Below are 24075 nucleotides of genomic sequence, written 5' to 3'. Positions count from 1 at the left end.
TAGAACCTAGAACCTAGGACCTAAAACCTATTTTTTATCAGACCGTAGGAACTGCAACCTAGGGGCGGAAGCGTGCCCGAAGGGCTAGACAAGCAAATAGTTTTGCTTTCAAGCTGGAGCGAGAGGAGCTCTGCGACGAACTGGAACGTGAAGCGTGCCCGAAGGGCTAGATAAGCTTACAGCGACGAGCCTAGAGCCCGAAGCTCGAAGCTCGAAGCTCTAAAATTAACTAACTGTAAAAACGCTAAAACCTGCTACATTTTTACTTTAAAGTATTACTTTAGAGTTAAAAATGAAATACGAAAATCTAGAAGTTTGGCAAAGAGCATTTAAGTTAAGTTTATTAATTTATAAAAGCTTTCAGCAGCTCCAGGATTATGGTCTAAAAGATCAAATGTGTAGATGCTCTGTTTCTGTACCTAGCAATATTGCAGAGGGGATGGAAAGAGGTTTTGAAAAAGAAAAAACTCGCTTTTTATGGATTGCCAAAGGCTCCATAGGCGAATTAAAAACACAAGTTATGATTGCTTCAGAATTAGGATATATCAATAGCTTAAAAGCAGGTTATATTCTCGAAGAATGTGAGGTTATTGCAAAGATGCTAAGCAGATTAATAACGGTCATTAAAAATAGCTCTTAGCCAATAGCTCGCGGCCCGAAGCCACTTACTAGAACCACGAGACCCATATGAACAACCCAAGCACTCAACAATACAACGAGCCAATGCAAAATAATACACCAATGCAAAACCCCAACATCGCTGATGACGAAATCGATTTACGTGAGCTGTTTGCTGTAATTTGGCAAGGTAAGTGGATAATAATAGCAATTACAGCACTGTTCGCAGTTGCATCAGTTGTTTATGCTATTAACCAACCTAATATTTATAAGTCTGAGGCACTTCTTGCACCAGCGGAGCAAGAAGGTGGCGGTGGCTTAAGTGCATTGGCTGGGCAGTTCGGTGGTTTAGCGAGTTTAGCAGGTGTAAATTTAGGTGGTGGTTCGAGTAATAAGGCACAATTAGCCATTGAGGTATTAAAATCACGCCAATTTACCAGTGACTTCATTCAAAAGCACAGTATATTAGCCGACTTGATGGCAGCTAAATCGTGGGATATGCAAACGAATACAGTTATTTATGATAGCGAGATATTCGATGCTGAAAACAGTAAATGGGTGCGTGAGGTTAAAGCGCCTTTTAAACCCGAGCCTTCAATGCAAGAAGCGTATAAAAAATTTAGTAAAATCCTAAGTGCTAGCAGCGATAAAGAAACGGGAATGGTTAAAATAGCGGTAGAGCATGTATCGCCATATGTTGCAAAGCAGTGGGTGAGCTGGTTAATACAAGATATTAACCAAACCATGAAAGAGCGAGACGTGCAAGAGGCTATAAAAAGCACTGACTTTTTAACTCAGCAGCTAGAGCAAACTAAAATTGCTGATATACGTGCGGTACTTTACAAATTAGTTGAAGAGCAAACTAAAACAATTATGTTTGCTAAAGTACGCGACGAATATGTATTTAAAACGATTGATGCGGCATTAGTGCCAGAAGAAAAATTCAAGCCAAAACGCGCACTAATTGCAATACTTGGTACAATGCTAGGTGGTATGTTGAGTGTGATGCTTGTATTAGTTCGAAACTATATGAAATAGGTGGCCTATTGGGCACTTTTAAATAAAATTACAAAAACAAGCAATTACAATGAGATAGTCTAAATTGACTGTCTCAATTTAGAAAAAAGTGTCTCAGTGCATATAAATAAAGCTGAGATATAAAGTTGCAAAAATGCAATTTAGTGGTGAGCTTTTAATTTAATTAAACTTAGAAAGTTGATTTATAAATGCGCTTTTTATTTGAAAGTTTTCGAATTGTACATTAAATAATTTATATAAATGGAAGGCCAACTATGAGTCCGGAAGTTAAAACAGTAGAAGCTGAAAAGCACTCTTCCGCCAGTAACTTAGATGTAATGAAACCTGTTTTTATTACTAATAGTTTTAAATCTAAATCAGAAGCGCTTAAACAAAGTGTTATTTATGTGTTTTGTCCACCAGAAAGTGCTAAAAAAATTGGAAGTATTATTAATGATTACTCATTCGATATTGTTATCAATGATTATTCAATTCATGACTTCACTCAGAAAGTAGTGTGTCATTACCAAAGTGCACATTTAACTAAAGAACAACGCAAGTTTTTGGTTAATGCAACAGAATGTGGTGCTTGGGTTGAGCCGCTTGTGAGCTATTTAGATGAGCGCTTAAAGTATACTGAGGTACGTTTACTTCACAGTAGTTATTTTTTGCACCAAAAAGCATTTTCAATATTGTCAAACAAACGAACTCAAGTGACTAAGCGTTTAATAGATTTAATAAGTTCTATTTTGCTACTTATCGTCACCTTGCCTTTGGCTTTAATTGCTGCAGTCTTAATTAAAATTGAAAGTCCCGGACCTGTTTTATATAAGCAAAAACGAACAGGTCAATATAATAAAGAATTTAAAGTTTATAAGTTTAGATCTATGCGCAGTGATGCTGAAAAGAACGGGGCGCAATGGGCATCAAAGAATGATGTACGAGTGACTAAGGTAGGTAAATTTATCCGAAAAACACGGATAGATGAAATACCTCAGCTTATAAATGTATTACAAGGCAGTATGTCGATAGTAGGACCAAGGCCTGAGCGTGAGGTATTTATTAGGGACTTAGAGAAAGAAATTCCATATTATCGCTTTAGGCATGCAGTTAAACCTGGGGTTACCGGTTTAGCACAGGTTAGTTACCCTTATGGTGCTTCAGTTGAAGATGCGATTTGGAAGCACAAATACGATATTCATTATATTAAGCACCACTCATCTATGTTAGATATTAAAATTTTATTGCTAACTGTGAAAACTGTGTTGTTCGGGATGGGGAGATAATGGAAAAACCATTAGTTTCAGTAATCATGCCTGCATACAATGCAGAAAAATATATTGCACAATCTATTGATTCTGTTGTTAAGCAAAGTTACCAAAACTGGGAATTGTTAATAACAGATGATCGCTCAAATGATAATACTCAGCAAATAGTTAAACAATACAGTAATCAAGATAGTCGTATTAAGCTTTTTGTAAATGAAGAAAATGGTGGGGCGGGTGTTGCTCGTAATAATTCTATTAAGCAAGCTAAAGGCCGCTTTATAGCTTTTTTAGATGCCGACGATCAGTGGTTAGCTGAGAAGCTGACTACACAGATTAGTTTTATGCTTAAAAATAACTACGCCTTTACGTTTACTGCTTATCAAAAAATTGAAGGCGATAAGAAGGGAGGCATTTTAATTCCCCCCAAGTTTACTTGCTATAAAAAATTATTAAGTAGTAATGTCATTGGTTGCCTAACTGCAGTGTACGATACAGAAATGTTGGGTAAAAAGTATATGCCTTTAATACGCAAACGACAAGATATGGGGCTTTGGCTGGATATATTAAAAGTAATACCAAAGGCTCAAAGTATTCCTAATGTACTTGCGTTATATCGTGTTGACTCAGGTATGACTCAAAATAAATTAGAAATATTAAAGTGGCAGTGGTTATTTTATCGAGAAGTTGTAAAGCTAAATGTTTTTAAAGCTACGTATCATTTTTTTATTTATTCCGTTAAAGGTTTTTTAAAACACTCAGTATGAAAATATTAGTAACAGGTGGAGCAGGGTTTATTGGCTCTGCTGTGATCCGCCATATCATCGAGAATACCCAAGATTCGGTTATTAATTTAGATAAGTTAACATATTCAGGGAGCTTAGAGTCGTTAAAATCTGTAGCTAAAAGCGAACGCTATGCATTTGAACAAGTTGATATTTGTAACCGTACAGAATTAGATCGAGTTTTTAAAACCCATATGCCAGATGCTGTAATGCACTTAGCGGCAGAGAGCCATGTTGACCGCTCAATCACAGGCCCAGCAGAGTTTATTCAAACTAATATCGTGGGCACTTACAATCTACTCGAAGCAGCTCGAGAATACTGGAATGGGTTAGCTGAGACAGCAAAGCAAGCATTTAGGTTTCACCATATTTCAACGGATGAAGTTTATGGTGACTTACCGCATCCAGATGAGCAAGAGGGTGAGCTACCGTTGTTCACAGAGCAAACAACTTACGCACCAAGTAGCCCTTATTCAGCAAGTAAAGCATCGAGTGATCACCTTGTACGTGCTTGGCTGCGTACTTATGGTTTACCTACCATAATTACAAATTGCTCAAATAATTATGGCCCTTACCATTTCCCTGAAAAACTAATACCTTTAGTTATATTGAATGCACTTGAGGGGAAAGAGCTGCCAATTTATGGTAAAGGTGACCAAATACGTGATTGGCTTTATGTAGAAGATCACGCACGTGCACTTTATAAAGTAGTAACCGAAGGCAAAGTGGGTGAAACCTATAATATCGGTGGCCATAACGAAAAGCAGAATATTGAAGTAGTAGAAACCATCTGTAGTATTTTAGATACTTTAGTACCTAAAGGTTCCCCGTACTCCGAACTGATAACGTACGTGGCAGATCGTCCTGGCCACGACCGCAGATATGCAATAGATTCGTCAAAAATGCAAAAAGAGCTAGGCTGGACCCCAGAGGAAACCTTTGAAACAGGCCTACATAAAACTGTTCAATGGTATTTAGATAATCAAATTTGGTGTCAAAATGTTCAGGATGGTTCATATCAACGTGAGCGTCTTGGTGAACTAAATACACAAGCTCAAGGAGAATAATATGAAAGGAATTATCCTAGCAGGTGGTTCAGGGACTCGTCTTTACCCACTTACGCGCGGTGTTTCAAAGCAGCTATTACCTGTTTACGACAAGCCTATGGTTTATTATCCGTTGTCTACGTTAATGCTTGCGGGAATTCGTGATGTATTAATTATTACCACCCCTGAAGATAATGATAGCTTCAAACGATTATTAGGTGATGGCTCAGATTATGGTATTAATTTAACGTATGCAGTACAACCATCACCAGATGGGCTAGCACAAGCATTTATTATTGGTGAAAAGTTTATTGGCAACGATAATGTTTGTTTAGTGCTGGGTGACAATATTTACTATGGTCAATCATTTAGCAAAACTCTTAAAAACGCAGCGAACCGAGAAATAGGTGCTACGGTGTTCGGTTATCAAGTAAAAGATCCTGAACGCTTTGGTGTTGTTGAGTTTGATGAAAGCATGAAAGCAATATCGATAGAAGAAAAACCAACAAAACCTAAATCAAATTATGCAGTGACAGGGCTTTACTTTTACGATAACCGCGTAGTTGAATTAGCAAAACAAGTTAAGCCGTCGCACCGAGGCGAGCTTGAAATAACCACCCTTAACGAAATGTATTTAGCGGATGGCACGTTAAATGTTGAGTTGTTAGGCCGAGGTTTTGCGTGGCTGGATACAGGAACGCACGAAAGCTTGCATGAAGCATCATCATTTGTACAAACGATTGAAAACGTACAGGGTTTAAAAGTAGCGTGCCTTGAAGAAATCGCATGGCGTAACGGATGGTTAAGTACAGATCAATTGCTTGAAATAGCTAAGTCGATGATGAAAAATGAATACGGCCAATATCTGACTCGCTTAGCGACAGAGACAAAAAAATGAAAATTTTGATTACAGGCAAAAATGGTCAAGTTGGTAGGCATTTAGTATTACAACTAAGCAATATGAATACAATCGATTTTTTAGCATTAGGTCGTGAAGAGCTTGATATCACTAATGTTGAAAAAGTTAGTCAAATTGTAAATGAATATAAGCCGAGCGTTATAATTAATGCTGCGGCATATACTGCGGTTGATAAATCAGAAGAAGAGGTTGAGTTAGCAAATGCTATTAATAACCTTGGACCTAGAAATTTGGCTAAAGCAGCAGCTCGTGTAAATGCAGCTATTATTCATATATCAACCGACTACGTTTTTGCAGGTGATAAAGAAGGGTCGTACACTGAAGCAGATGAAGTCAATCCACAAGGAGTTTATGGTAAGACAAAGTTAGCGGGGGAACAAAGCGTAGCACAAGAGTGCGATGCTCATATTATTTTGCGAACAGCTTGGGTTTTTAGTGAGTTTGGTAATAACTTTGTAAAAACTATGCTTCGGTTAGCACAAACACGCGATAATCTTGGCGTTGTCGGAGACCAGTTTGGTGGCCCCACATATGCAGGTGATATAGCTAAAACGCTTATTTCAATTTCACAAACTATTTATAATGGTAGTACAGAGTATGGAGTATACCATTTCTCAGGCATTCCACACACAAGTTGGAATAAATTTGCAGTCTCAATATTTTCTGTAGCACAAGAGAAAAAGGTGATAAAAGAGCTTGTAAAAGTCAACTCAATTACTACAAGTGACTATCCTACTCCAGCTAAGCGTCCTGCTAATTCAAAATTAGATTGTACAAAAATAACAACAAACTTTTCTATACAGCCCAGTGATTGGAAAGCAGCATTAAACAATATTCAGCAATATATATGAGTTGGTTGAAACATGAAAGTAATCGATACCGCAATACCAGATGTTAAGATAATTGAGCCTGTTGTGTTTGGAGATGAACGTGGCTTTTTTATGGAAACGTGGAATCAAAAAAAATTTGAAGAAGAAGTAACTAAAAAAACAACAAAATTTGTACAAGACAATCACTCTAAGTCTAAACAAGGCATTTTACGTGGTTTACATTATCAAACTAAAAATACGCAAGGTAAATTGGTGCGAGTTATTTCTGGTGAAGTTTATGATGTTGCTGTAGATATACGAAAAGGTTCTCCAACCCTGGGGAAGTGGGTTGGTGTTTATCTCTCTGCCGAGAATAAACGTCAATTGTGGGTTCCAGAAGGTTTTGCACATGGCTTCTATGTTACGAGTGAAGAGGCAGAGTTTGTCTATAAGTGTACTGATTATTATAACCCTGAGTCAGAGAAGACAATTCTTTGGAATGACCCCATATTATCAATAGGTTGGCCAATAAGTGGTGAGGTTGTTTTATCAGATAAAGATGCAAAGGGTCTTACCTTCAGTAGTGCTAAATTGATATGAAGTCAAAATTATTAAGTAACTTTCTTAACTTATCTTTCATACAGCTTCTTGCCCTTTTTTTTCCTTTTTTTACATACCCATTTATTATTGAAAAAATTGGGAGTGTTTTATTCGGAACGGTAATAATTGCTCAGGTTGTTGTTAGTTATTTGCAAGTTATTGTTATATTTGGTACTGATATTACATTAGTAAGGAAAGCTGCATCTGAGGGAGAGAATGAGATAAAGAATTTTTTTATCGCCGCAGTAATGTTTAGATTTGTATTGTGTATCATTTCACTTGTAATTTTACTGGTTTTGCTAATTACTCTACAGTTAGATGCTTATTTGTACTTGATCACATCCTTTATTCTTTTAGAGGCTTTATTTTCACTTCGATGGTATTATCATGGTAAACAAATAATTCATATATATACTTTATTTCATTTCCTATCTAAAGTAAGTAGTTTTATTTTAATATTTTTACTCATAAATGAAGATAGTACAGTTTATGAGCTCGCATTAATTAATTTTTTTATACCTTTTTTATTTAGCTTTTTACTTTTTGTTTTTACTTTTTTTAAAATTAAAGTGTCATTTAGAACATTCAAAATTTCTGAAGCCTTATTAATATTCAATGAAAGTAAAAGTGTATTTTTCTCTAATATTCTATCAATGGCTAAAGATAAAACATCGATTTTGATAGTTGGATATGTAATTAATCCCTCATTAGTAGTGTATTTTGACCTTGCTGTTAAGTTAAGTAATGTTATATCTTCTATTTTCTCATCGTTCTCATCAGCTATTTATCCTATATTAAGCTCTAACTTTGATCTTAACTATTATAGAAAAAATAGTACTTATGTATTTACAGGGGCTATTTTTATAGCGCTCCTTGTTATTCTGATACCTTATAAATTGAGTGGCTTATTGCAGTTGATAATGAGTGTAGATATATCGCCAATGTCAGCTTATTCATATCTATTTGGCATAATGATCTTTGTTCGCTCGCATAGTTATTATCAAGGTTTATGTTACTTAATGGCCCAGAAAAAAAGCAGACTTTATACTTCTACTTTAATTAGCTCGTCTTTTCTGTATTTGATTACTATTCCAGTGATTTTTCTTTTTAAAGAGCCTAGCTTTCAGCATATTGCTATACACAGTTCTTGCATATTGGCTTTTGAGTATTTACATCGCTTTTTAATTATTAGGAATATTGATAAAAATGAAAGTTTTAGTGTTCTCTAAGGAGTTTTATCCTTCAGGCGGTGGTACAGGTGTTGTTGCTAAACAAATTTGTGATTATATAAAGGAAACTGGGCATGACGTTAGTGTTTTAACATCAAGCCCTTCTAGCTATGAGATTGAAACTCTACATGTTAATTGTCTTCCGGGTTTTTGGCCTTTTTGTTTTTCATTAAAATGTAAATTTGATGATTATGATTTAATTATTCTGAATGATCCTGTTGCTATATATATTGCTGGTTTAGTCTTTAGTAAAAGTGAGTATGAAAAGTCTATAGCAATATTACACGGTTCTGAACCAGAGTTTGTATATAAAAACAGTAACTTAAAAAATAGAATTTATTGCTGGAAATTTTTTTTTACAAAGGGGTTACAAAACGCAGGTCATATTTTTAGTCATGGTAATTATATGAAAACCAAAATCGACCCATTCATAACAAGGAACTGCTATAAAAAAATAAAGCCAGTATATTTTGGTTATGATGAAAAACTTTTTTTTAGGGAGGATAGATGTTTTGATTTTAGAGCGAATTTTAATCTTCAGGATTGTGATGAAGTAATTCTCACAGTGTCAAGGGTAGATGAAAAAAAAGGCTTTAATAACAAGCTGAATATATTTGAAAAATTGATAAATGAAGGGTTGAGTCTTTCGTGGTTTATAATAGGGGATGGGCCGTATTTAACTCAGTTAAAGTCGATGGTCAACTTAAAAGGGCTCCAACATCGAGTTTTTTTTCTTGGTAAAGTAGATAGAAGCCTGCTCAGAAATTATTACTCAGGGGCTGATTTGTTTTGGCTTTTAAGTAATTATGAAGAGTCGTTTGGTTTGGTTTATATCGAAGCTCAAGCTACAGGGGTGCCAGTGATTGGTAGGAAAAAAGCTGGTGTGCGGGAGTCAATAAAAGACAGTGTTAGTGGCTTCCTGGTTGAAAATGATGAACAAGTAGAAGCCATTCTAAGACAGAAAAAATATAAGCTATTAAATAAAAGTGATATCGTTAACTTTGCTGAGGGTTTTTCAAATTTCGGCACTTTCAATAAAGCGCTTCGTGATATAATTGGCCTCTACAAAACTAGCAGATGATAGCTGCCATAATTGCATGTTGTCGCGACCTTATAATTAACTGGAATTTAGGTATGACTAAAAGATGTATTTATACTGCTATTTTTGGAGGCTATGACGCCATACAAACTCCTGAAGTTGAAAATAGCTGTGATTATATTTTATTTACTGATGATAAAAATTGTAATGCACCAGCTCCTTGGAAGGTTGTTACGTGTAATTTGCATAGCGAGCTCTCACATGTACAAAAAAACCGTTATGTGAAGTTTTTTCCATGGAAGTTTTTAGATGGCTATGATGAGAGTTTATATATAGATGGAAACTTACTAGCAAAAAAAGCCTCTGTAGAATTATTTAGTGTTTTTAAAGGCTCTGACTTTGGCGCTTTCCATCATCCTTTTAGGAGTTCAATTATAGAGGAAGTAGCTGCCTTGCGATGGATGGAAAGAATCAATAAGGCAAGCTTTGATGATGCAATTAACCAAATTAAGTATTACTTTGAAAATGGCTATCAGGAGCAATATCTTGTTGAAGCAAATGTTATATATAGGAAACATAGCAGCAAAGAGGTTCAGGTTGCTATGGAAGCGTGGTGGAAAGAGTTTAACAGAGGGGTAAAGCGTGATCAGCTTTCGTTGGGCTACTCCCTAAAAGCGGTTCAAAAAGAGTACATCAGAATCCTACCGCCAATAAATGTTAGAGCAGAGAACCCTTACTTTAATTGTTTAAAACATCCTATTCAAGGGGGGGGAGATGTATTTAAGCGCGGGAAACGAAAAGCTATGATGATGTTATTTCCTTTTAAGTATTGGGAGAATAAGGTTAGAAAGGAATTTAAATGAAATATTTTTTTTCTGTTTTAATCTTTTTTCCCTCTATAACATTCTCATTACTCAAAGCAGAAATATTTCCTTATGGTTTGTTATACACTTTCACTCAGCCTCTAAGGGTTTATAGCGGGCAGCTTTTATTTATTATCTGTATGTTAGCCTCTTGCGTGTATGGTGTTTTTTTTCATGGTTACTTCTCTTTTGAAATTGTCCGGTCGTTATTTGCCTACCTTAATGCATTCTTACTTTTTTATATAATATTAAATTTAAATCAAACTCAATTGTGGAAATTAGTCTATGTCTTAAGGAAGGTATTCTACTTTTTAATAGTGCTAGGGTGTCTTCAGTTTTCAGGGTTGGCCACAGTTCTAAGGCTTGATGTTATTATGGATTTCCTTATGGCTCGAGGAGGGATAGATGTTATGGGGCACGGAAGAGGTATATCTTTGATGTCTTCTGAACCCTCTAGGGCTGGGATCGAGTTCATATTTATTTACGCAGTATTTAGATATAGTATTCCTGCCTGTAAAGTGAAGTATTATGATTTATTTTCTTTGTTTTTTGTGCTGTTTTTTATCCGCTCGGCTACCGCTTTATTATTTTTAATAGTACTTTACAGTATGATTTATCGTAGAGTATCTTTAGGTGTTTTTGTAGTTGGAGTCTTTGGAGGTGGTGCGTATTTAAACACTATTGATATTGCGAATATCCGCTCTCTTCATATCTTTAAACAGGTGCTTTCTACAGCAAGTTTTAATGACTTTGTAACGCTATTTGCAAATACATCGGGATTTAGAGGGATATCTGTCTACTCATCGTATTTATATGGTTTTGAAAATGTTTTTGGTGGGGGGGTTGGTTATTGGGAGGTCACTTCAGTTCAAGCATTAAATCAAAGTGGTGTAAGTGCTTCAAATATAAGTTACTTCTCTTCTGTTAATAACGGCCATTATTCAAGTGTTAGACCAACATCCTTTGTTGCTTCAGTAGCATTAGATATGGGGATCATTGGAGTCACAGTGTTATGTTTTGCATTAAAAAAGCTATTTCTTGAATTGAAAAAAACTTCTTTGAAAAGGCCTATTTTAATTACTTTTTTATTTTACCTTTTTGTATTAGGCTCAATCGGTAACCCCGTTCCTTGGGTCTGTACTGCAATTATACTAAACAAAAATTATTTTAGGATTTTAGAAGGGAAACCATGTGAATAGGGAGCATAAATCTGATAAAAGTAAATGTAATTTAATACATATAGTGTGTGTTACTTATTGCTCGGGATCAGATATTAGTCAGCTTGAACAAAGAATAAAAAAATTATTTAAATCACATCTAGCGATAATTGAAAGTGTTAATGTTATTAACACGGCAAAAAAATTATGTATGCCTAGCGGAAACTTCATTTCTCAAAGTAAATTAAATAGCCTATTTGAATTTAGTGGGTATTACTATGGCTTAGAATTAATTAAGTTTAAATACGGTCGAAATGCTACTATATGTTTTATAAATGATACGATTTTTACCAGTCATATAAGTAGTTATTATAAAATGCAGTTATTTGACTTCATTAATAACGAATACGATCATTCTTTACCTTTTATTTATGGTGACTTTCAACAAAAATTTCATGGCAAGATTGTTCCCACTTGTTTCTTTATTGTTAATATTCGTGAGGATTATGATTTTTTTCTTTTTGATAAAAGCAAATTTACCGAAACTAATGGCTCCTTTATACCAAAACGGCCAATAGAAAAGTTATATGTAGGCGAGGAGCGGCTTTTTGATGAACATATAAATAATTGGCTTTACCCAACCGGTCTATTAAAAGGATGGTATAAAGCCTCTCCAAATAAACCATTGCCTTTACAAACTTACAAAAGAAAGCGGTTAGCAATATTTTTAGAGCACAGCCTTTTAAAAAATAATATTGAGTTTGAATCGCACGTTACTTCGTCTATTTGGGTAAGTATATATAGGTTTCTAGATGTTAATTATCAAAGGGTGCTTAAAGCTTCTTCTAGGATTCGTTCTTTGTTTAGTGATAGGTAAAAATACAGGTGTTACCTATATTCTACCGGTTAAATGCTCTTACTAGGTAGTCGTTATTTTATGATAAAGCATTGAGTAAAGTTTAGATTAAGTGATGAATTACCGAGTTGATATTAATTTAAACCAGGAGACAGTATAATACTAAAAAAGTTTCAATAAAGCTTTTACTAACCTGCATACAACAAAATATATGTCACCGTATAGCTGTTAGGGTAATACAGTAATGTTGTATTTATTTAGAAGTTTTAAAAATGAGCTCTAATATGTTAAATAAGATAATATACAAGCTGGGTTCCCTTAAGCGAAACCCTTCAATGAATACTTGCTATAAAGAATTAAAAAATACAGAGTTTGCAAGCAGAAAAGAGTTAGACAAATTACAAAATAAACGCTTACAAGAGTTAATGGTTTTTTGTTATCAGAATTCACCGTACTATAGAAAAGTTTTTACCTCAAATAATATTAACCCTACCTTAAATGAATTTAAGGTTAATGATTTAGCGCTGTTACCACTGCTGAGTAAAAGAACGTTAATTGAAGAGAATAAGGAGATTCACTCAATTAATAGTTTTAAGTTTAAAAAGCTTTTTTTCTCTGAAACATCAGGTTCTACTGGAGAGGCGCTGACATTTTATAAAGATGAAGTATGGGACTCTTATAATAGAGCTTCAATTAATAGAGGACTTAGTTGGTTTAACGTAAGCCCTTGGGAGCGTAGTGGTTATTTTTGGGGATTTAACTTTAGCTCTTTCCAACAATTTAAAATTAAATTATTTGATGTGTTAGTAAATCGGTTTAGGATTTTCTCGTATTCAGATAAAGAGCTAGCAACTTTCTTGAAAAAGTGCAGAAACGCTAAGTACCTTGAAGGGTATAGTTCTATGATTTATGAGGTCGCAAAACTTGCGAATAAAAATGGAACTAAGGTCGAAAATTTAGCCTTAATTAAAGGGACCTCTGAAAAGATCTACTCATATTACCATAAAGAAACAATTAAGGCCTTTGGCTGTAAGATTGTTAGTGAATATGGTGCTGCGGAATCAGGTATAATTGCTTTTGAATGTCCTGAAGGGAGAATGCACCTGAACGAAGAAACATCGGTCGTAGAAGTTATTGATGGAAGAGCAATCGTTACTAATTTGGTCGCTCGTTCTTTCCCAACAATTAGATATGAGCTTGGTGATTTTATTAAGCTTAGTCAAGAAAAGTGTCCATGTGGCCGTGAGCATAAAGTGCTTGAGGAAGTGACAGGTAGAGTTGGTGCAAATATTTTGGGGCAAAACAATACTTTTTATCCATCTCTCACGCTTTATTATGTTTTTAAAAACTTAGCTCTTCAACATGGCGTTGAGCTTGCCTATCGTTGTGAGCAAAAGGTTTTAGGTCAGCTAGATGTTTATATCGAACATGAAATAACAGTCAGTTTGAAAGAGCTCTTAGAGCAAGAGTTCTTGAAGTATTTTAATGGTAATATTATTTGTAATTACTACAGCACGCAAAGTGTTAGAGTAAAAGGAAAGAAGCTAAAAGACTTTATCAGTTATATTTAATATCCTAGATTCAAATTGTAAGTGCATAACTTGTTTTGGCTAGATTAAGTGGTCAGTTGCTCATAAGCTAACTGCTTTTTCTCCGGCAAGAGATTTTACAATGAGACATTACAAACAACTGACCTATGCGCAAAGGTGCCAGATCGCCGTTCTAAAGAAAAGCGGTTTTACGCAACAAAGTATTGCTGAGCTAACTAATTTATCGCAATCTACGATTTCAAGAGAGCTTTCTAGAAATACAGGTAAGCGAGGTTGCAGACACAAACAAGCTCATGAGCGGGCTTTGTTTCGCCGAAGAAGTGCAAGAAAACCGCTTAAGATGACACCTAAAATGATAGCTTTAATTACCCAGAAGCTTAATGAGAAGTGGAGTCCTGAACAAATAACGGGATGGTTACGCAAAGAAAGTGAACGGTCTGTCAGCCATGAATGCATTTATCTGTATATCTGGGAAGATAAAAAAGCAGGTGGTGAGTTATACCTACACCTGCGCCGATACGGTAAGAAATATCACAAGCGCAGTCATGGTAAAACAAACCGAGGGCAAATAAAAAATCGCGTTAGCATTGAAGAGCGCCCACAAATAGTTGATGAGAAAGGCCGTATCGGAGATTGGGAAATAGATACCGTCATAGGCAAAGGTCATCGAGGCGTCCTTGTTACCATTGTAGAGCGGGTTACCCAATTCATTGTATCAACTCAGGTGGCAGGAAAAACAGCACAAGCCGTCACTGCGGCGACAATAGAGCTATTAAGGCCATATAGGTCAGCGCTTCATACCATCACGGCTGACAATGGAAAAAAAGTTCGCTTATCACGAGCAAATCACAGAGGCTTTAAGTGTTCCTGTTTATTTTGCTCACCCTTATCACTCATGGGAGCGCGGATTGAATGAAAACACGAATGGATTACTACGTCAGTATTGGCCGAAGAGCACAGATTTTAGGGCGGTAACACCAGCGCAAGTTATACCAGTACTTGAGCAACTTAATAATCGTCCGAGGAAGACACTTGGATTTGAAACGCCTGCAAAATTGATGCAGGATCACTTGGCGGCTAAAGCCGCCTAAACGTTATGCACTTCAGATTTGAATCCGCGTTTTATTAGTTTTGAATTTGAATTGTTTTATAATGTATTTTTAACAAATAGTATTTGGAAGTAAAATGAAAATTGCAGTAGTTGGCACAGGATATGTTGGCCTCTCTAACGCTATGTTATTAGCACAACATAATGAAGTTGTTGCGCTCGATATTGATGAACAAAAAATAGCACTTTTAAATGATAAGCAATCTCCAATTGTTGATACCGAAATTAGTGAATTTTTAACTCGTACTGAGTTAAATTTCACAGCAACTACCGATAAAGTTGCAGCGTATAAAAATGCTGACTATGTCATTATTGCTACACCAACTGATTATGATGTAGAAAATAACTACTTTAATACCAGCTCGGTAGAGGCTGTAATTAAAGATACTATGACGCATAACCCTAATGCGGTTATGGTAATTAAGTCGACTATTCCGGTAGGCTTCACTGCTGATATTAAAAAGCAATTAAATGTTGATAATTTAATATTCTCTCCTGAATTTTTGCGTGAAGGCAAAGCGCTTTATGATAATTTGCATCCATCGCGTATTGTTGTGGGTGAGCAAAGTGAGCGGGCAACAATATTTGCAAACTTACTTAAACAGGGGGCTATTAAGCAAGACGTTGAAGTACTATTTACTGATTCAACAGAAGCTGAGGCAATTAAGCTTTTTTCTAATACCTACTTAGCTATGCGCGTGGCGTACTTTAATGAACTTGATAGCTACGCTGAAGCGCATGGTTTAAACTCAAAGCAAATTATACAAGGTGTAGGGCTAGATCCTCGTATAGGTAGCCACTATAACAATCCATCGTTTGGTTATGGTGGTTATTGTTTACCAAAAGACACTAAACAACTACGTGCCAATTATCAAGATGTACCGAATAACATTATTGGTGCAATTGTAGACGCGAACACTACTCGTAAAGACTTTATTGCTGATTCAATAATAAAACGCAATCCTAATATTGTAGGCGTGTATCGCTTAGTTATGAAAACCGGCTCTGATAATTTTAGAGCCTCTGCTATACAAGGCATAATGAAGCGTATTAAGGCCAAGGGTATTGAAGTTGTTGTGTACGAACCGGTACTTGAAGAAAATGAATTTTATCACTCACGTGTAATTAAAGACTTAAACGAATTTAAGCAAATATCAGATGTCGTAATTTCTAATCGTATGGTTGATGAGCTTAGTGATGTTGCAGACAAAGTATATACACGCGATTTATTTGGTAGTGATTGAAAAATAGGCTTTAGGGGCTAGGTTTTAGGTAGGAATGAATCAAGCACAGTGTTTGGATTAAACGTAGGTGGGGCTTTGTGCCGCGCATTTTATGTTTTGGGTTACGAGCGAGGGGCCTCGAACCTATAAAACAAAGGTACTAGGCGTTAGGTAAACCTCTAAGCTCGCGTAGCCTAAAACCTAGAACTTCTTCAAAAGGATAAAAATGAAATATTTAGTAACAGGCGCAGCTGGCTTTATTGGTAGTGCGGTTGTAGAAAAGCTCACTGCTGCAGGCCACCAAGTCGTCGGTATTGATAACTTAAATGATTACTATGACGTTAACCTTAAACTTGCACGCCTTGATCGTATAAAGCATGAGCAATTCGAGTGCAAAAAGGTTGATTTAGCAGACCGTCCAGCAATGGCTAATTTATTTGAGCAAGAGCAGTTTGACCGTGTAATTCATTTAGCGGCACAAGCGGGTGTACGTTATTCAATTGAAAACCCACATGCTTACGCTGATTCTAACTTAGTCGGTCATCTGAATATTCTTGAGGGTTGTCGCCAAACGAATGTTAAGCATTTAATTTATGCCTCGTCTAGCTCGGTGTATGGCTTAAACGCTAAAGTACCATTTGAAACATCAGACTCGGTTGATCATCCTGTTTCATTATACGCAGCGACTAAAAAAGCGAATGAGTTGATGTCACATAGCTACTCTCATTTATATGATATTCCTACTACAGGGCTGCGCTTTTTTACAGTATACGGCTCGTGGGGCCGCCCAGATATGGCGCCATTTATTTTTACTAAAAAAATACTTGATGGCGATACCATTGATATTAATAATAATGGCGATATGTGGCGTGATTTTACCCATGTAGATGACATTGTTGAAGGTGTTGTACGCATTGCAGATGTAGTACCTGGCAGAAATGATGAGTGGACTGTAGAGGCTGGAACGCCTGCCAATAGCTCCGCGCCGTATTCGGTTTATAATATTGGCCATGGTTCACCTATTAGTTTAATGGACTTTGTAAAAGCTATTGAAGATGAGCTTGGTATTGAAGCTAAAAAGAACTTTCGTGAAATGCAGCCAGGTGATGTATACCAAACCTATGCAGATACCCAAGATTTATTTGCAGCAACAGGTTACAAGCCAAAAGTTGGTATTAAAAAAGGTGTTGCCGAGTTTATTACTTGGTATAAAGATTTTTATAACAAATAATAAAGCTTAGATTAAGATATAAAAAAATAGACGTTATAACTAAACGTTAAAAAAGACCGATCCTAATTTGAACTCGGTCTTTTTCTTTTTTTGATGATGTTGTTTTACTCAAACATTACTTAAAAAAGATTAAAAATGTTCAGCTTAGATATATTATTTAGCTGGTAATTTAAAAAAGTATTAAAATGATTTAATTAAAGGACTACCCTTGAAAGCTGTAATTCCTGTTGCCGGTTTAGGCACCCGTATGTTGCCAATGACTAAGGCAATTCCAAAAGAAATGCTCCCCTTGGTTGATAAACCGCTTATTCAATACATAGTAAATGAATGTGTGGCGGCGGGTATTAAAGAAATTGTGCTCGTGACACATAGCTCTAAAAATGCCATTGAAAACCATTTTGATACCAGTTTTGAGTTAGAAGCCACGCTTGAAAAACGTGTAAAACGTACCTTGCTAGATGAGGTGCGCTCTATTTGCCCAGCGGATGTTACTATTATGCATGTTCGCCAAGGTGAGGCTAAAGGCTTAGGGCACGCTATTTTATGTGCCAAGCCAATAGTTGGCGATAGTGATTTTGTTGTGGTGTTACCCGATGTAATTTTAGATGCTTATACGGCAGACCAAAAGACAGAGAATCTTGCAGCGATGTTAAAGCGCTTTAGCGAGACACGTGCAAGCCAAATTATGTTGGAGCCTGTAGCGCAAGAAGATGTAAGTAAATATGGTATTGCTGATATCGATGGTGTGCAGCTCACTCCTGGCAATAATGCAGCTATTAAAACCATGGTTGAAAAACCGGATGCAGACAAAGCCCCCTCTAATCTAGCGGTGGTAGGACGCTACGTACTGAGTAAAACTATTTGGCCACTCCTTGCTAAAACACCGGTTGGCGCAGGCGGCGAAATACAGTTAACTGATTCAATTGATGAGCTAATGAAACAAGAAACGGTGGAAGCCTTTCACATGAGTGGCCGCTCGCACGACTGTGGCGATAAGCTAGGTTACTTAAAAGCCATTGTAGAATACAGCATGCGCCATGAAAGTTTAGGTGATGAGTTTACTGAGCATATGAAAAAGTTGGTTAAAGGGTAACAGGCATCGGGTAACGAGCTACGAGCGACGGGGTATGGGCATTGAGCCTAGAACCTCGAATTAACCAGTTGGGCTAAACAAACAAGAGCTCAATCAAATCTGACAGTTGCATATTCTCTCCAGCTTTAGAGCACACAATTGCATTAACTTTGATCGCTTATTTTCATTAAGCTTTGATCATTAAAATCACTTAGTCGCTTCAGGTGTCAACCGCATTATCATGATAATACGGTTGCTGAATTTTTTGCCACGATTAAAAAGCGAATAATTAACCTCAGATACCCACACGATAAGATGCGAAAGCTGGGAAGCCCAAGCCAACCTCAAAAACTAAATATTCTGTCGACGCTTGCTGTAAAAAGTATACTGATATATCCTAATTAGGCTCCAAGATGTTAAATAAAAGTTAACTACATGTTTTTATTTAGGGGTGTTTCATTATTGATAAAAGGGAATATTTATGGAATGTAATAAAGTTACTTTCGCGTCAACTTGCTTAGCTTATAGTCTTTTAGTCACTTCGGCCAACGCACAGACCAATCAACAAGCTTATAGTGAAGAGTTTTATTCTTCTTCACCAACTATTCAAAAACAACAATTCAGTAAACAAAACCAAGTTCAGGCAGAGGCACAGGAAGGTATAATTACCTTTTCAGAGTTTGCTACAAACACTTACATAACAGACCAGTATGCTGATAAAGGAATTATTTTCTCTGGAGATACACCATTTATCACTTCAGATAGTGCTAACCCAACTACTCCGGTGTTATCGGGCTATCCAAGATTTAATGGTGCTATTGAGGGGCATTTTGTCGACCCGGCGGATCCAAGTAGAACCTTAACAGTAAATACGTTTGCCCTTGATGCAGGTTATTTTGATGACCTCAGCTCAACGGCTATTTCTTGGTATAACGAAAATGGCGAGCTTCTAGGTAAGCGTTTTGATTCCATCTATGGTATTGAGCGTTTTGAAATTAGTGGTGAGAACATTGCTAGCTTCCGTATTGCAATAGAAACAGAAGAGCGCGCCGGTTTTGCTATTGACAATGTCTGGTTCAACCAAGCGCAATCTCTTTTTAATTTTGAGTTTGAAACCGATAAAGTTTATCAAAAACGTGGCGCCAAGGTTTCAAATACCTTTACTGTGTATTTTCGTGATCTAGTTGCTAAAAGTGGTGGTGCATTAGAGGATATTTGTTCTCAGCACAGCTTTATCGTTCAAGATAGTAACCAGCAGTTACCAGGGGAATGTTCAGTTGACGCTGCTAAGAAGGCTTTTAAAGTAGACTTCACCCTGAATAATGCACCTTATGTACTTAAAGATGCCAGCATGTCTATTTGTTTAGCTGAGCAGTGTGAAGTTATAAAGGATTTAAACAATTTGAGTGTTTATGGTACTTCATTTAATGTTGACCAACATGGTTATGCCTTTAAAAATGGTGGTTGGAGTGATGCCATGTTAGCTGACGGAGGCATTGCTTGCTGGGTGTTAGGAAACTGTTCACTCGAGCAACTTGAAGTGCATGGTACCTTACTTAATGTTGCTGATGGTATCACGCCTATTTTACCTGAACATCGTAGAGATGAAGCCTATGAAATTGTCGGTAAATATGACGGCATTGATAAAAGTGTTCGAGAAAATCGCAGTTTCGGCGGAGTGTGTTATGGATTAGCCACTTCAGCGGCGAGTAACTTTAATAACAGCGCACAAGCATCAGCTTGGGGTAGCTCAATTGTTGAGGGTAGCTCTGCGCAAACAATTACCGCACTCTATAATGACCATTGGCAATACCGTGAAACGCAAACACCAAAACCGTTACCTAAAGACGTGAGTCAATATGTTGCAACGAACAATAATGATATTGTGCAAAGTATGGCGCAAATTGCTTATTACTTTGTTACCCAAGGCGCATACTCGGGGAGCGGAGCAAATAGTGGCGCCGGTAGTGCCAGTTTCTCACGTTTTAGCAATGTTGAGCAGCTAAGTAGCTATTATGCTAAGCACTTCACTAATGATAAAGCATCCCCACTGGTGTTCTACTTCACTGTAAAAGGTGGTCATGCCATCGTGGCAACCCAACTAATTAAATATAACAACACTACCGTACTTGTAACGCATGATAATAACTTTCCAAGCAGTTATAGCCAATTAGAATTTACTGGCGATGCGTTAAGCACTATCCCGCATTTTGTCGTTGACTTCAAAAAAACAGGCACAGTGCAAAGCCAATACGGTGATTTTGTGGCGTACAACCCGTATGCTAACAGTGGTTCAATGACCAGATTTGCCAGTATTACTAATGATGAGTTACAGCTTCATAGCACTGCACAAGAAGCACAAAATGCATTTTATTTGAATGCCAGTAAGGAAGGTGTTACTGAGCAAAATGTAAAAGGAAATAGTAATAAAGCGGCTATTACTATGAACTCTTTAGTTCATACGCAGGTCGTCGTGCAGGGTGCTCGTATTGTTTCGGTAAAAAACAAGCAAACTGACGAACCAGCTCGTTTAATGCCTTTATCTGAGCAAATGGCACAAGATGTAAGCTATGTCAGCCGCTCACTTATGTCTGAAAAGCTTTACTTGTCTCGCGCAAGTGAGTTTGAAGTAGAAATTGAACGTTATAAGCAATTCCCTAATGCTAGAGTCTTTGTAAAACGCACAACAGAAAGTGGCACACTAGAAGTCATAAACTACGAAGAAATAACTAGCGATGAGCGTTTTGTTATTAAAGTTAATAGTGATGTGCGCGCAGTTATCGACAATACCATTGTTGAGCCCACATATAGTGGTGAAACCGCTGTGGCCGTTCAGGCTATAAGCTATTTGCAAGCCAGTTCAAACGGTAGCGATGTTCAACTTACATGGACATTACCTAACTTGCCAAATATTGCTGAAGTGATCACTGTAAGAAGCACAGATGATTTCCCTGTAAGTCCAAATGATGGCCTGAAGATTTGTGGTGAAGTTGCTAACGAATGTAATGATACTTCGGCATCTAGAGATACGATTTACTACTATAGTGTTTTTGTCATAACAGACGATGATCAAATCAGCACTGCTGAAAGTGTTGTAATTAATACACACCAAGCAAGCCTTACTGGATTTGTTTCTGCTAACAGCCATGCAGTAGCTAATGTAGATTTATCACTATTCACGGCTGAAGGTATGCAGGTTGATTTAGTTAACACCACTTTAAGCGATCTTGCCGGACGATTTGCCTTTAACGGTTTGCCTTTAGGTTTATATCGTTTAGACGTTTCAGGCGAAAATGTTGAAGCTCAATCTTTTGATATTACAATCGATAGTAAACAAGTAATGTTTGATGTCGTCGTTGACATAGTACCAAGTATTTTAATCAACACTGAAAACGTTGTCTTTAATGGTGAAAACTTAAGAGTTTCTTGGGATGTTGCAGGACTAGACCAAAATGATGGGCTAAATGTCAAACTAGTTCATGCTAGTGGTCAATTAAATCTTGCAACTGAATTGGCTGCTCAAGCTGGTCAGATAATTTGGCCTGTCGATATTGCCGAGCAAACGGTAACAGTAGTGGTTGAGCTAGCTAATGACGAAACTGTTAATGCGAGTGCACAAGTTGTTGTTATTCAAAAGAACAGGGCGCCCGTAGTCAACATAGCAATTCCAGATCAGGAAGCACAATCGGGTCTTGCGTATAGCTTTACCTTTGATGCGCAAACTTTTACTGATGCTGATGAAGGCGATGAGCTGACTTATTCTGCAACATTAGAAGATGGTACAGAGTTGCCAAGCTGGTTGAGTTTTGAAGCAGACACTAGAACTTTTTCAGGTACGCCTGGTGATGCACATATTGGTACGGTAACTATTGCCGTATCTGTTACCGATGGTGAAATTTCACAGCCTGTAACAGAACAATTTAGCATTAATGTAGTGGCTGCACCTGTTGTTGAAAAACCCGTTGAAGACTCTAGTGATAATGATAGTGATAGTGGTAGCTTAGGCTGGTTCAGTTTAATTTTAATTGTATTCGCTTTTACCCGCAGATTAGTTAACCGATGATCTAAATACGGTTATCACTGTTATATAACGATTTCTGTCACGTTCTGAAATAGGTGACAGTTTTAATGAAAGGCTTGGGGCGAAAGTTCCAAGTCTTTTTTATGCACTTGATTAGGTGTTTTGTAAACGTTTAACTGACGAAATAAAGGGGCAAATCGCTGGGAGAAAATAAAACAATGCATCAATAAATTATGCGGTAAAACCTTAAGCAAAGACTCTATTTTGAGCACAAAATTTCACGACAGATAACCAATGAAAATGATTTTAGGGTAGTGTTTGAAGATTTAACGTTAAAGGGGTCCGAATTTTAATGGCGGCATGGTTGCCGATTTGGGTGGTCATGTTTATTCAATCTCTCAAGCGATGGCTTGCCGCGCCTGCCTCATAAAGCTTCACTTACATAATATGAATATTTATCGTATTCGCCATTCCTTATTGAGTTAGGCCATTAAAAACGGCCATCATGTAAAAACATTGATATTTTACATAAGTGACATTGGGGCTTTTACGCATAAACACCACACTATACCTATCAATCGACTTCACCCGTAAAACCAGTTCATTGGTTTGTAATGCTCACTCCTACCGCGATCACTTTTCTATTTGTTTTATTGAAAAAATCTAACATTCAATAAAAAGTCACACTTTTCTCTTGTGTTTCCCCTTGAAAAACTCCGATACGTTACGAGCGACGAGTTACGCGCCTAAACCCTAAAGCCTAATACTGACGCGGGGTGAACCCGCTGCTACAGGCATAAAAAACCTTGCGATGCGTATGTTAACCGCAAGGTTTTTAAATTTCTCGAACCTAACTATCTACCTCGCATCAAGTCTGTGAGTAGTTTACAATAGTGCGTTCGGTTAGATAAATGCTGACGATTGCTCGTTAAGCTAAGGTTACAGGATATAGTATGGAAAATTGGTATTTAGTTATGTGTAAGCCACGACAAGAGGAAAGGGCAAAAGCTAATTTAACCAACCAAGGGATTGAGGCATTTTACCCCAAATTAACAACAGAAAAGCTCATTAAAGGTCGTCGCACTGTTAAGCAGTTAGCTTTGTTTCCTAATTACTTATTTGTTCGCCTTGAATTAAAAAGCGGTAACTTTTCTGCTGTAAAAAATACCCGCGGTATTGGTGGGTTTGTGTCTTATGGTGCGAGTTATCAAGTGGTACCCATAAGTTTAATTGAACAATTACAAAGTGAATGTTCACAAACTGTTGAGTCAACGATGCCAAAAGCGGGTGATGTAGTGAGCGTTAATAACGATTCTTTTAAAGGTATTCAAGCAATTTACAAAGAGCCCAATGGCGACATGCGCAGTATTTTATTAATTAACTTACTTAACAAACAAATAGAAATGAGCGTAGATAATAAAGATATTGAATCACAACAATGGTAACGGGTAACGGGTAACGGGTAACGGGTAACGGGTAACGGGCGACGGGCTGCGAGAAGCGGGTTAAGGTTGATTGGTGTAGCAGCGGGTTAAGATTGACTGGTGTAGCAGCGGATTTATTCCGCGTCTTTTTTAAAGGTCAAAGCGAAAGGTAAAGAGCGACGTGCAACGGGTCTCGAGCAAAACACCTAATTTCGATAAAAAAACCTTGCGATGTTAACCACA

The 24075-nt window shown here is 37.0% G+C and carries 21 protein-coding genes; all 21 read left to right on the top strand.

Features of this window, described 5'->3' with window-relative positions; genetic code table 11:
• The first annotated feature begins 292 nt into the window (after positions 1-292).
• The 21 genes from CWC30_RS12380 to rfaH all read left to right on the top strand — a co-directional run bounded on the left by CWC30_RS12380 (position 293) and on the right by rfaH (position 23853).
• Entirely contained in the window at positions 293-640 is a 348-nt protein-coding gene (locus CWC30_RS12380) for a four helix bundle protein (RefSeq protein ID WP_008131632.1), read from the top strand.
• A gap of 47 nt (positions 641-687) precedes the next feature.
• Positions 688-1656 (top strand): Wzz/FepE/Etk N-terminal domain-containing protein, encoded by a 969-nt coding sequence (locus CWC30_RS12375; protein ID WP_138627236.1) that lies wholly within the window; start codon positions 688-690, stop codon positions 1654-1656.
• 254 nt (positions 1657-1910) lie between these two features.
• A complete protein-coding gene (locus tag CWC30_RS12370; RefSeq protein ID WP_138627235.1) occupies positions 1911-2921 on the top strand; it encodes an exopolysaccharide biosynthesis polyprenyl glycosylphosphotransferase in 1011 nt (336 codons plus the stop codon).
• Entirely contained in the window at positions 2921-3667 is a 747-nt protein-coding gene (locus tag CWC30_RS12365; protein ID WP_138627234.1) for a glycosyltransferase family 2 protein, read from the top strand. Before CWC30_RS12370 ends, CWC30_RS12365 begins: the two co-directional genes overlap by 1 nt.
• Positions 3664-4752 carry a dTDP-glucose 4,6-dehydratase gene (gene rfbB / locus CWC30_RS12360; RefSeq protein ID WP_138627233.1) on the top strand — a complete coding sequence of 363 codons (1089 nt, stop codon included), beginning with the start codon at positions 3664-3666 and terminating at the stop codon, positions 4750-4752. The genes CWC30_RS12365 and rfbB overlap by 4 nt, the downstream gene beginning before the upstream one ends.
• 1 nt (position 4753) lies before the next feature.
• Positions 4754-5629: a glucose-1-phosphate thymidylyltransferase RfbA gene (gene rfbA / locus CWC30_RS12355; protein WP_138627232.1), complete on the top strand. Its 876-nt coding sequence runs from the start codon at positions 4754-4756 to the stop codon at positions 5627-5629.
• Positions 5626-6501 carry a dTDP-4-dehydrorhamnose reductase gene (gene rfbD / locus CWC30_RS12350; protein WP_138627231.1) on the top strand — a complete coding sequence of 292 codons (876 nt, stop codon included), beginning with the start codon at positions 5626-5628 and terminating at the stop codon, positions 6499-6501. The genes rfbA and rfbD overlap by 4 nt, the downstream gene beginning before the upstream one ends.
• 12 nt (positions 6502-6513) lie before the next feature.
• Positions 6514-7059: a dTDP-4-dehydrorhamnose 3,5-epimerase gene (gene rfbC / locus CWC30_RS12345; RefSeq protein ID WP_138627230.1), complete on the top strand. Its 546-nt coding sequence runs from the start codon at positions 6514-6516 to the stop codon at positions 7057-7059.
• Positions 7056-8288: an oligosaccharide flippase family protein gene (locus CWC30_RS12340; protein ID WP_138627229.1), complete on the top strand. Its 1233-nt coding sequence runs from the start codon at positions 7056-7058 to the stop codon at positions 8286-8288. The genes rfbC and CWC30_RS12340 overlap by 4 nt, the downstream gene beginning before the upstream one ends.
• Positions 8266-9369: a glycosyltransferase family 4 protein gene (locus CWC30_RS12335; RefSeq protein ID WP_138627228.1), complete on the top strand. Its 1104-nt coding sequence runs from the start codon at positions 8266-8268 to the stop codon at positions 9367-9369. Before CWC30_RS12340 ends, CWC30_RS12335 begins: the two co-directional genes overlap by 23 nt.
• 53 nt (positions 9370-9422) lie before the next feature.
• Complete coding sequence (locus CWC30_RS12330) at positions 9423-10190, top strand: glycosyltransferase domain-containing protein (RefSeq protein ID WP_171034715.1); 768 nt, start codon at positions 9423-9425, stop codon at positions 10188-10190.
• Positions 10187-11389: a hypothetical protein gene (locus tag CWC30_RS12325; RefSeq protein ID WP_138627226.1), complete on the top strand. Its 1203-nt coding sequence runs from the start codon at positions 10187-10189 to the stop codon at positions 11387-11389. Before CWC30_RS12330 ends, CWC30_RS12325 begins: the two co-directional genes overlap by 4 nt.
• A complete protein-coding gene (locus tag CWC30_RS12320) occupies positions 11382-12224 on the top strand; it encodes a hypothetical protein (RefSeq protein WP_138627225.1) in 843 nt (280 codons plus the stop codon). Before CWC30_RS12325 ends, CWC30_RS12320 begins: the two co-directional genes overlap by 8 nt.
• Before the next feature lie 263 nt (positions 12225-12487).
• Positions 12488-13774, top strand: coding sequence for a phenylacetate--CoA ligase family protein (locus CWC30_RS12315; protein WP_138627224.1), 1287 nt, complete (start codon positions 12488-12490; stop codon positions 13772-13774).
• A gap of 100 nt (positions 13775-13874) precedes the next feature.
• Positions 13875-14669 carry an IS30 family transposase gene (locus CWC30_RS12310; protein ID WP_249929862.1) on the top strand — a complete coding sequence of 265 codons (795 nt, stop codon included), beginning with the start codon at positions 13875-13877 and terminating at the stop codon, positions 14667-14669.
• Positions 14569-14844 carry an IS30 family transposase gene (locus CWC30_RS18795; RefSeq protein ID WP_249929861.1) on the top strand — a complete coding sequence of 92 codons (276 nt, stop codon included), beginning with the start codon at positions 14569-14571 and terminating at the stop codon, positions 14842-14844. Before CWC30_RS12310 ends, CWC30_RS18795 begins: the two co-directional genes overlap by 101 nt.
• Before the next feature lie 94 nt (positions 14845-14938).
• A complete protein-coding gene (locus CWC30_RS12305; RefSeq protein ID WP_138627223.1) occupies positions 14939-16105 on the top strand; it encodes a nucleotide sugar dehydrogenase in 1167 nt (388 codons plus the stop codon).
• A 205-nt stretch (positions 16106-16310) separates the two neighbouring features.
• The gene (locus tag CWC30_RS12300) at positions 16311-17315 is read left to right on the top strand and encodes an NAD-dependent epimerase (RefSeq protein WP_138627222.1); all 1005 of its coding nucleotides are present in this window, start codon (positions 16311-16313) and stop codon (positions 17313-17315) included.
• A gap of 208 nt (positions 17316-17523) precedes the next feature.
• The gene (gene galU, locus CWC30_RS12295) at positions 17524-18408 is read left to right on the top strand and encodes a UTP--glucose-1-phosphate uridylyltransferase GalU (protein WP_138627221.1); all 885 of its coding nucleotides are present in this window, start codon (positions 17524-17526) and stop codon (positions 18406-18408) included.
• A gap of 460 nt (positions 18409-18868) precedes the next feature.
• Entirely contained in the window at positions 18869-22450 is a 3582-nt protein-coding gene (locus CWC30_RS12290; RefSeq protein ID WP_138627220.1) for a putative Ig domain-containing protein, read from the top strand.
• A 911-nt stretch (positions 22451-23361) separates the two neighbouring features.
• A complete protein-coding gene (gene rfaH, locus CWC30_RS12285; protein WP_036981287.1) occupies positions 23362-23853 on the top strand; it encodes a transcription/translation regulatory transformer protein RfaH in 492 nt (163 codons plus the stop codon).
• Positions 23854-24075 lie beyond the last annotated feature (222 nt).

Source organism: Pseudoalteromonas sp. S4741 (genome assembly GCF_005886135.1).
GTDB classification, from domain to species: Bacteria; Pseudomonadota; Gammaproteobacteria; order Enterobacterales; family Alteromonadaceae; genus Pseudoalteromonas; species Pseudoalteromonas tetraodonis.
Note: the sequence above shows the minus strand (reverse complement) of the source record. Positions and strands in the feature narration are given on the sequence as shown.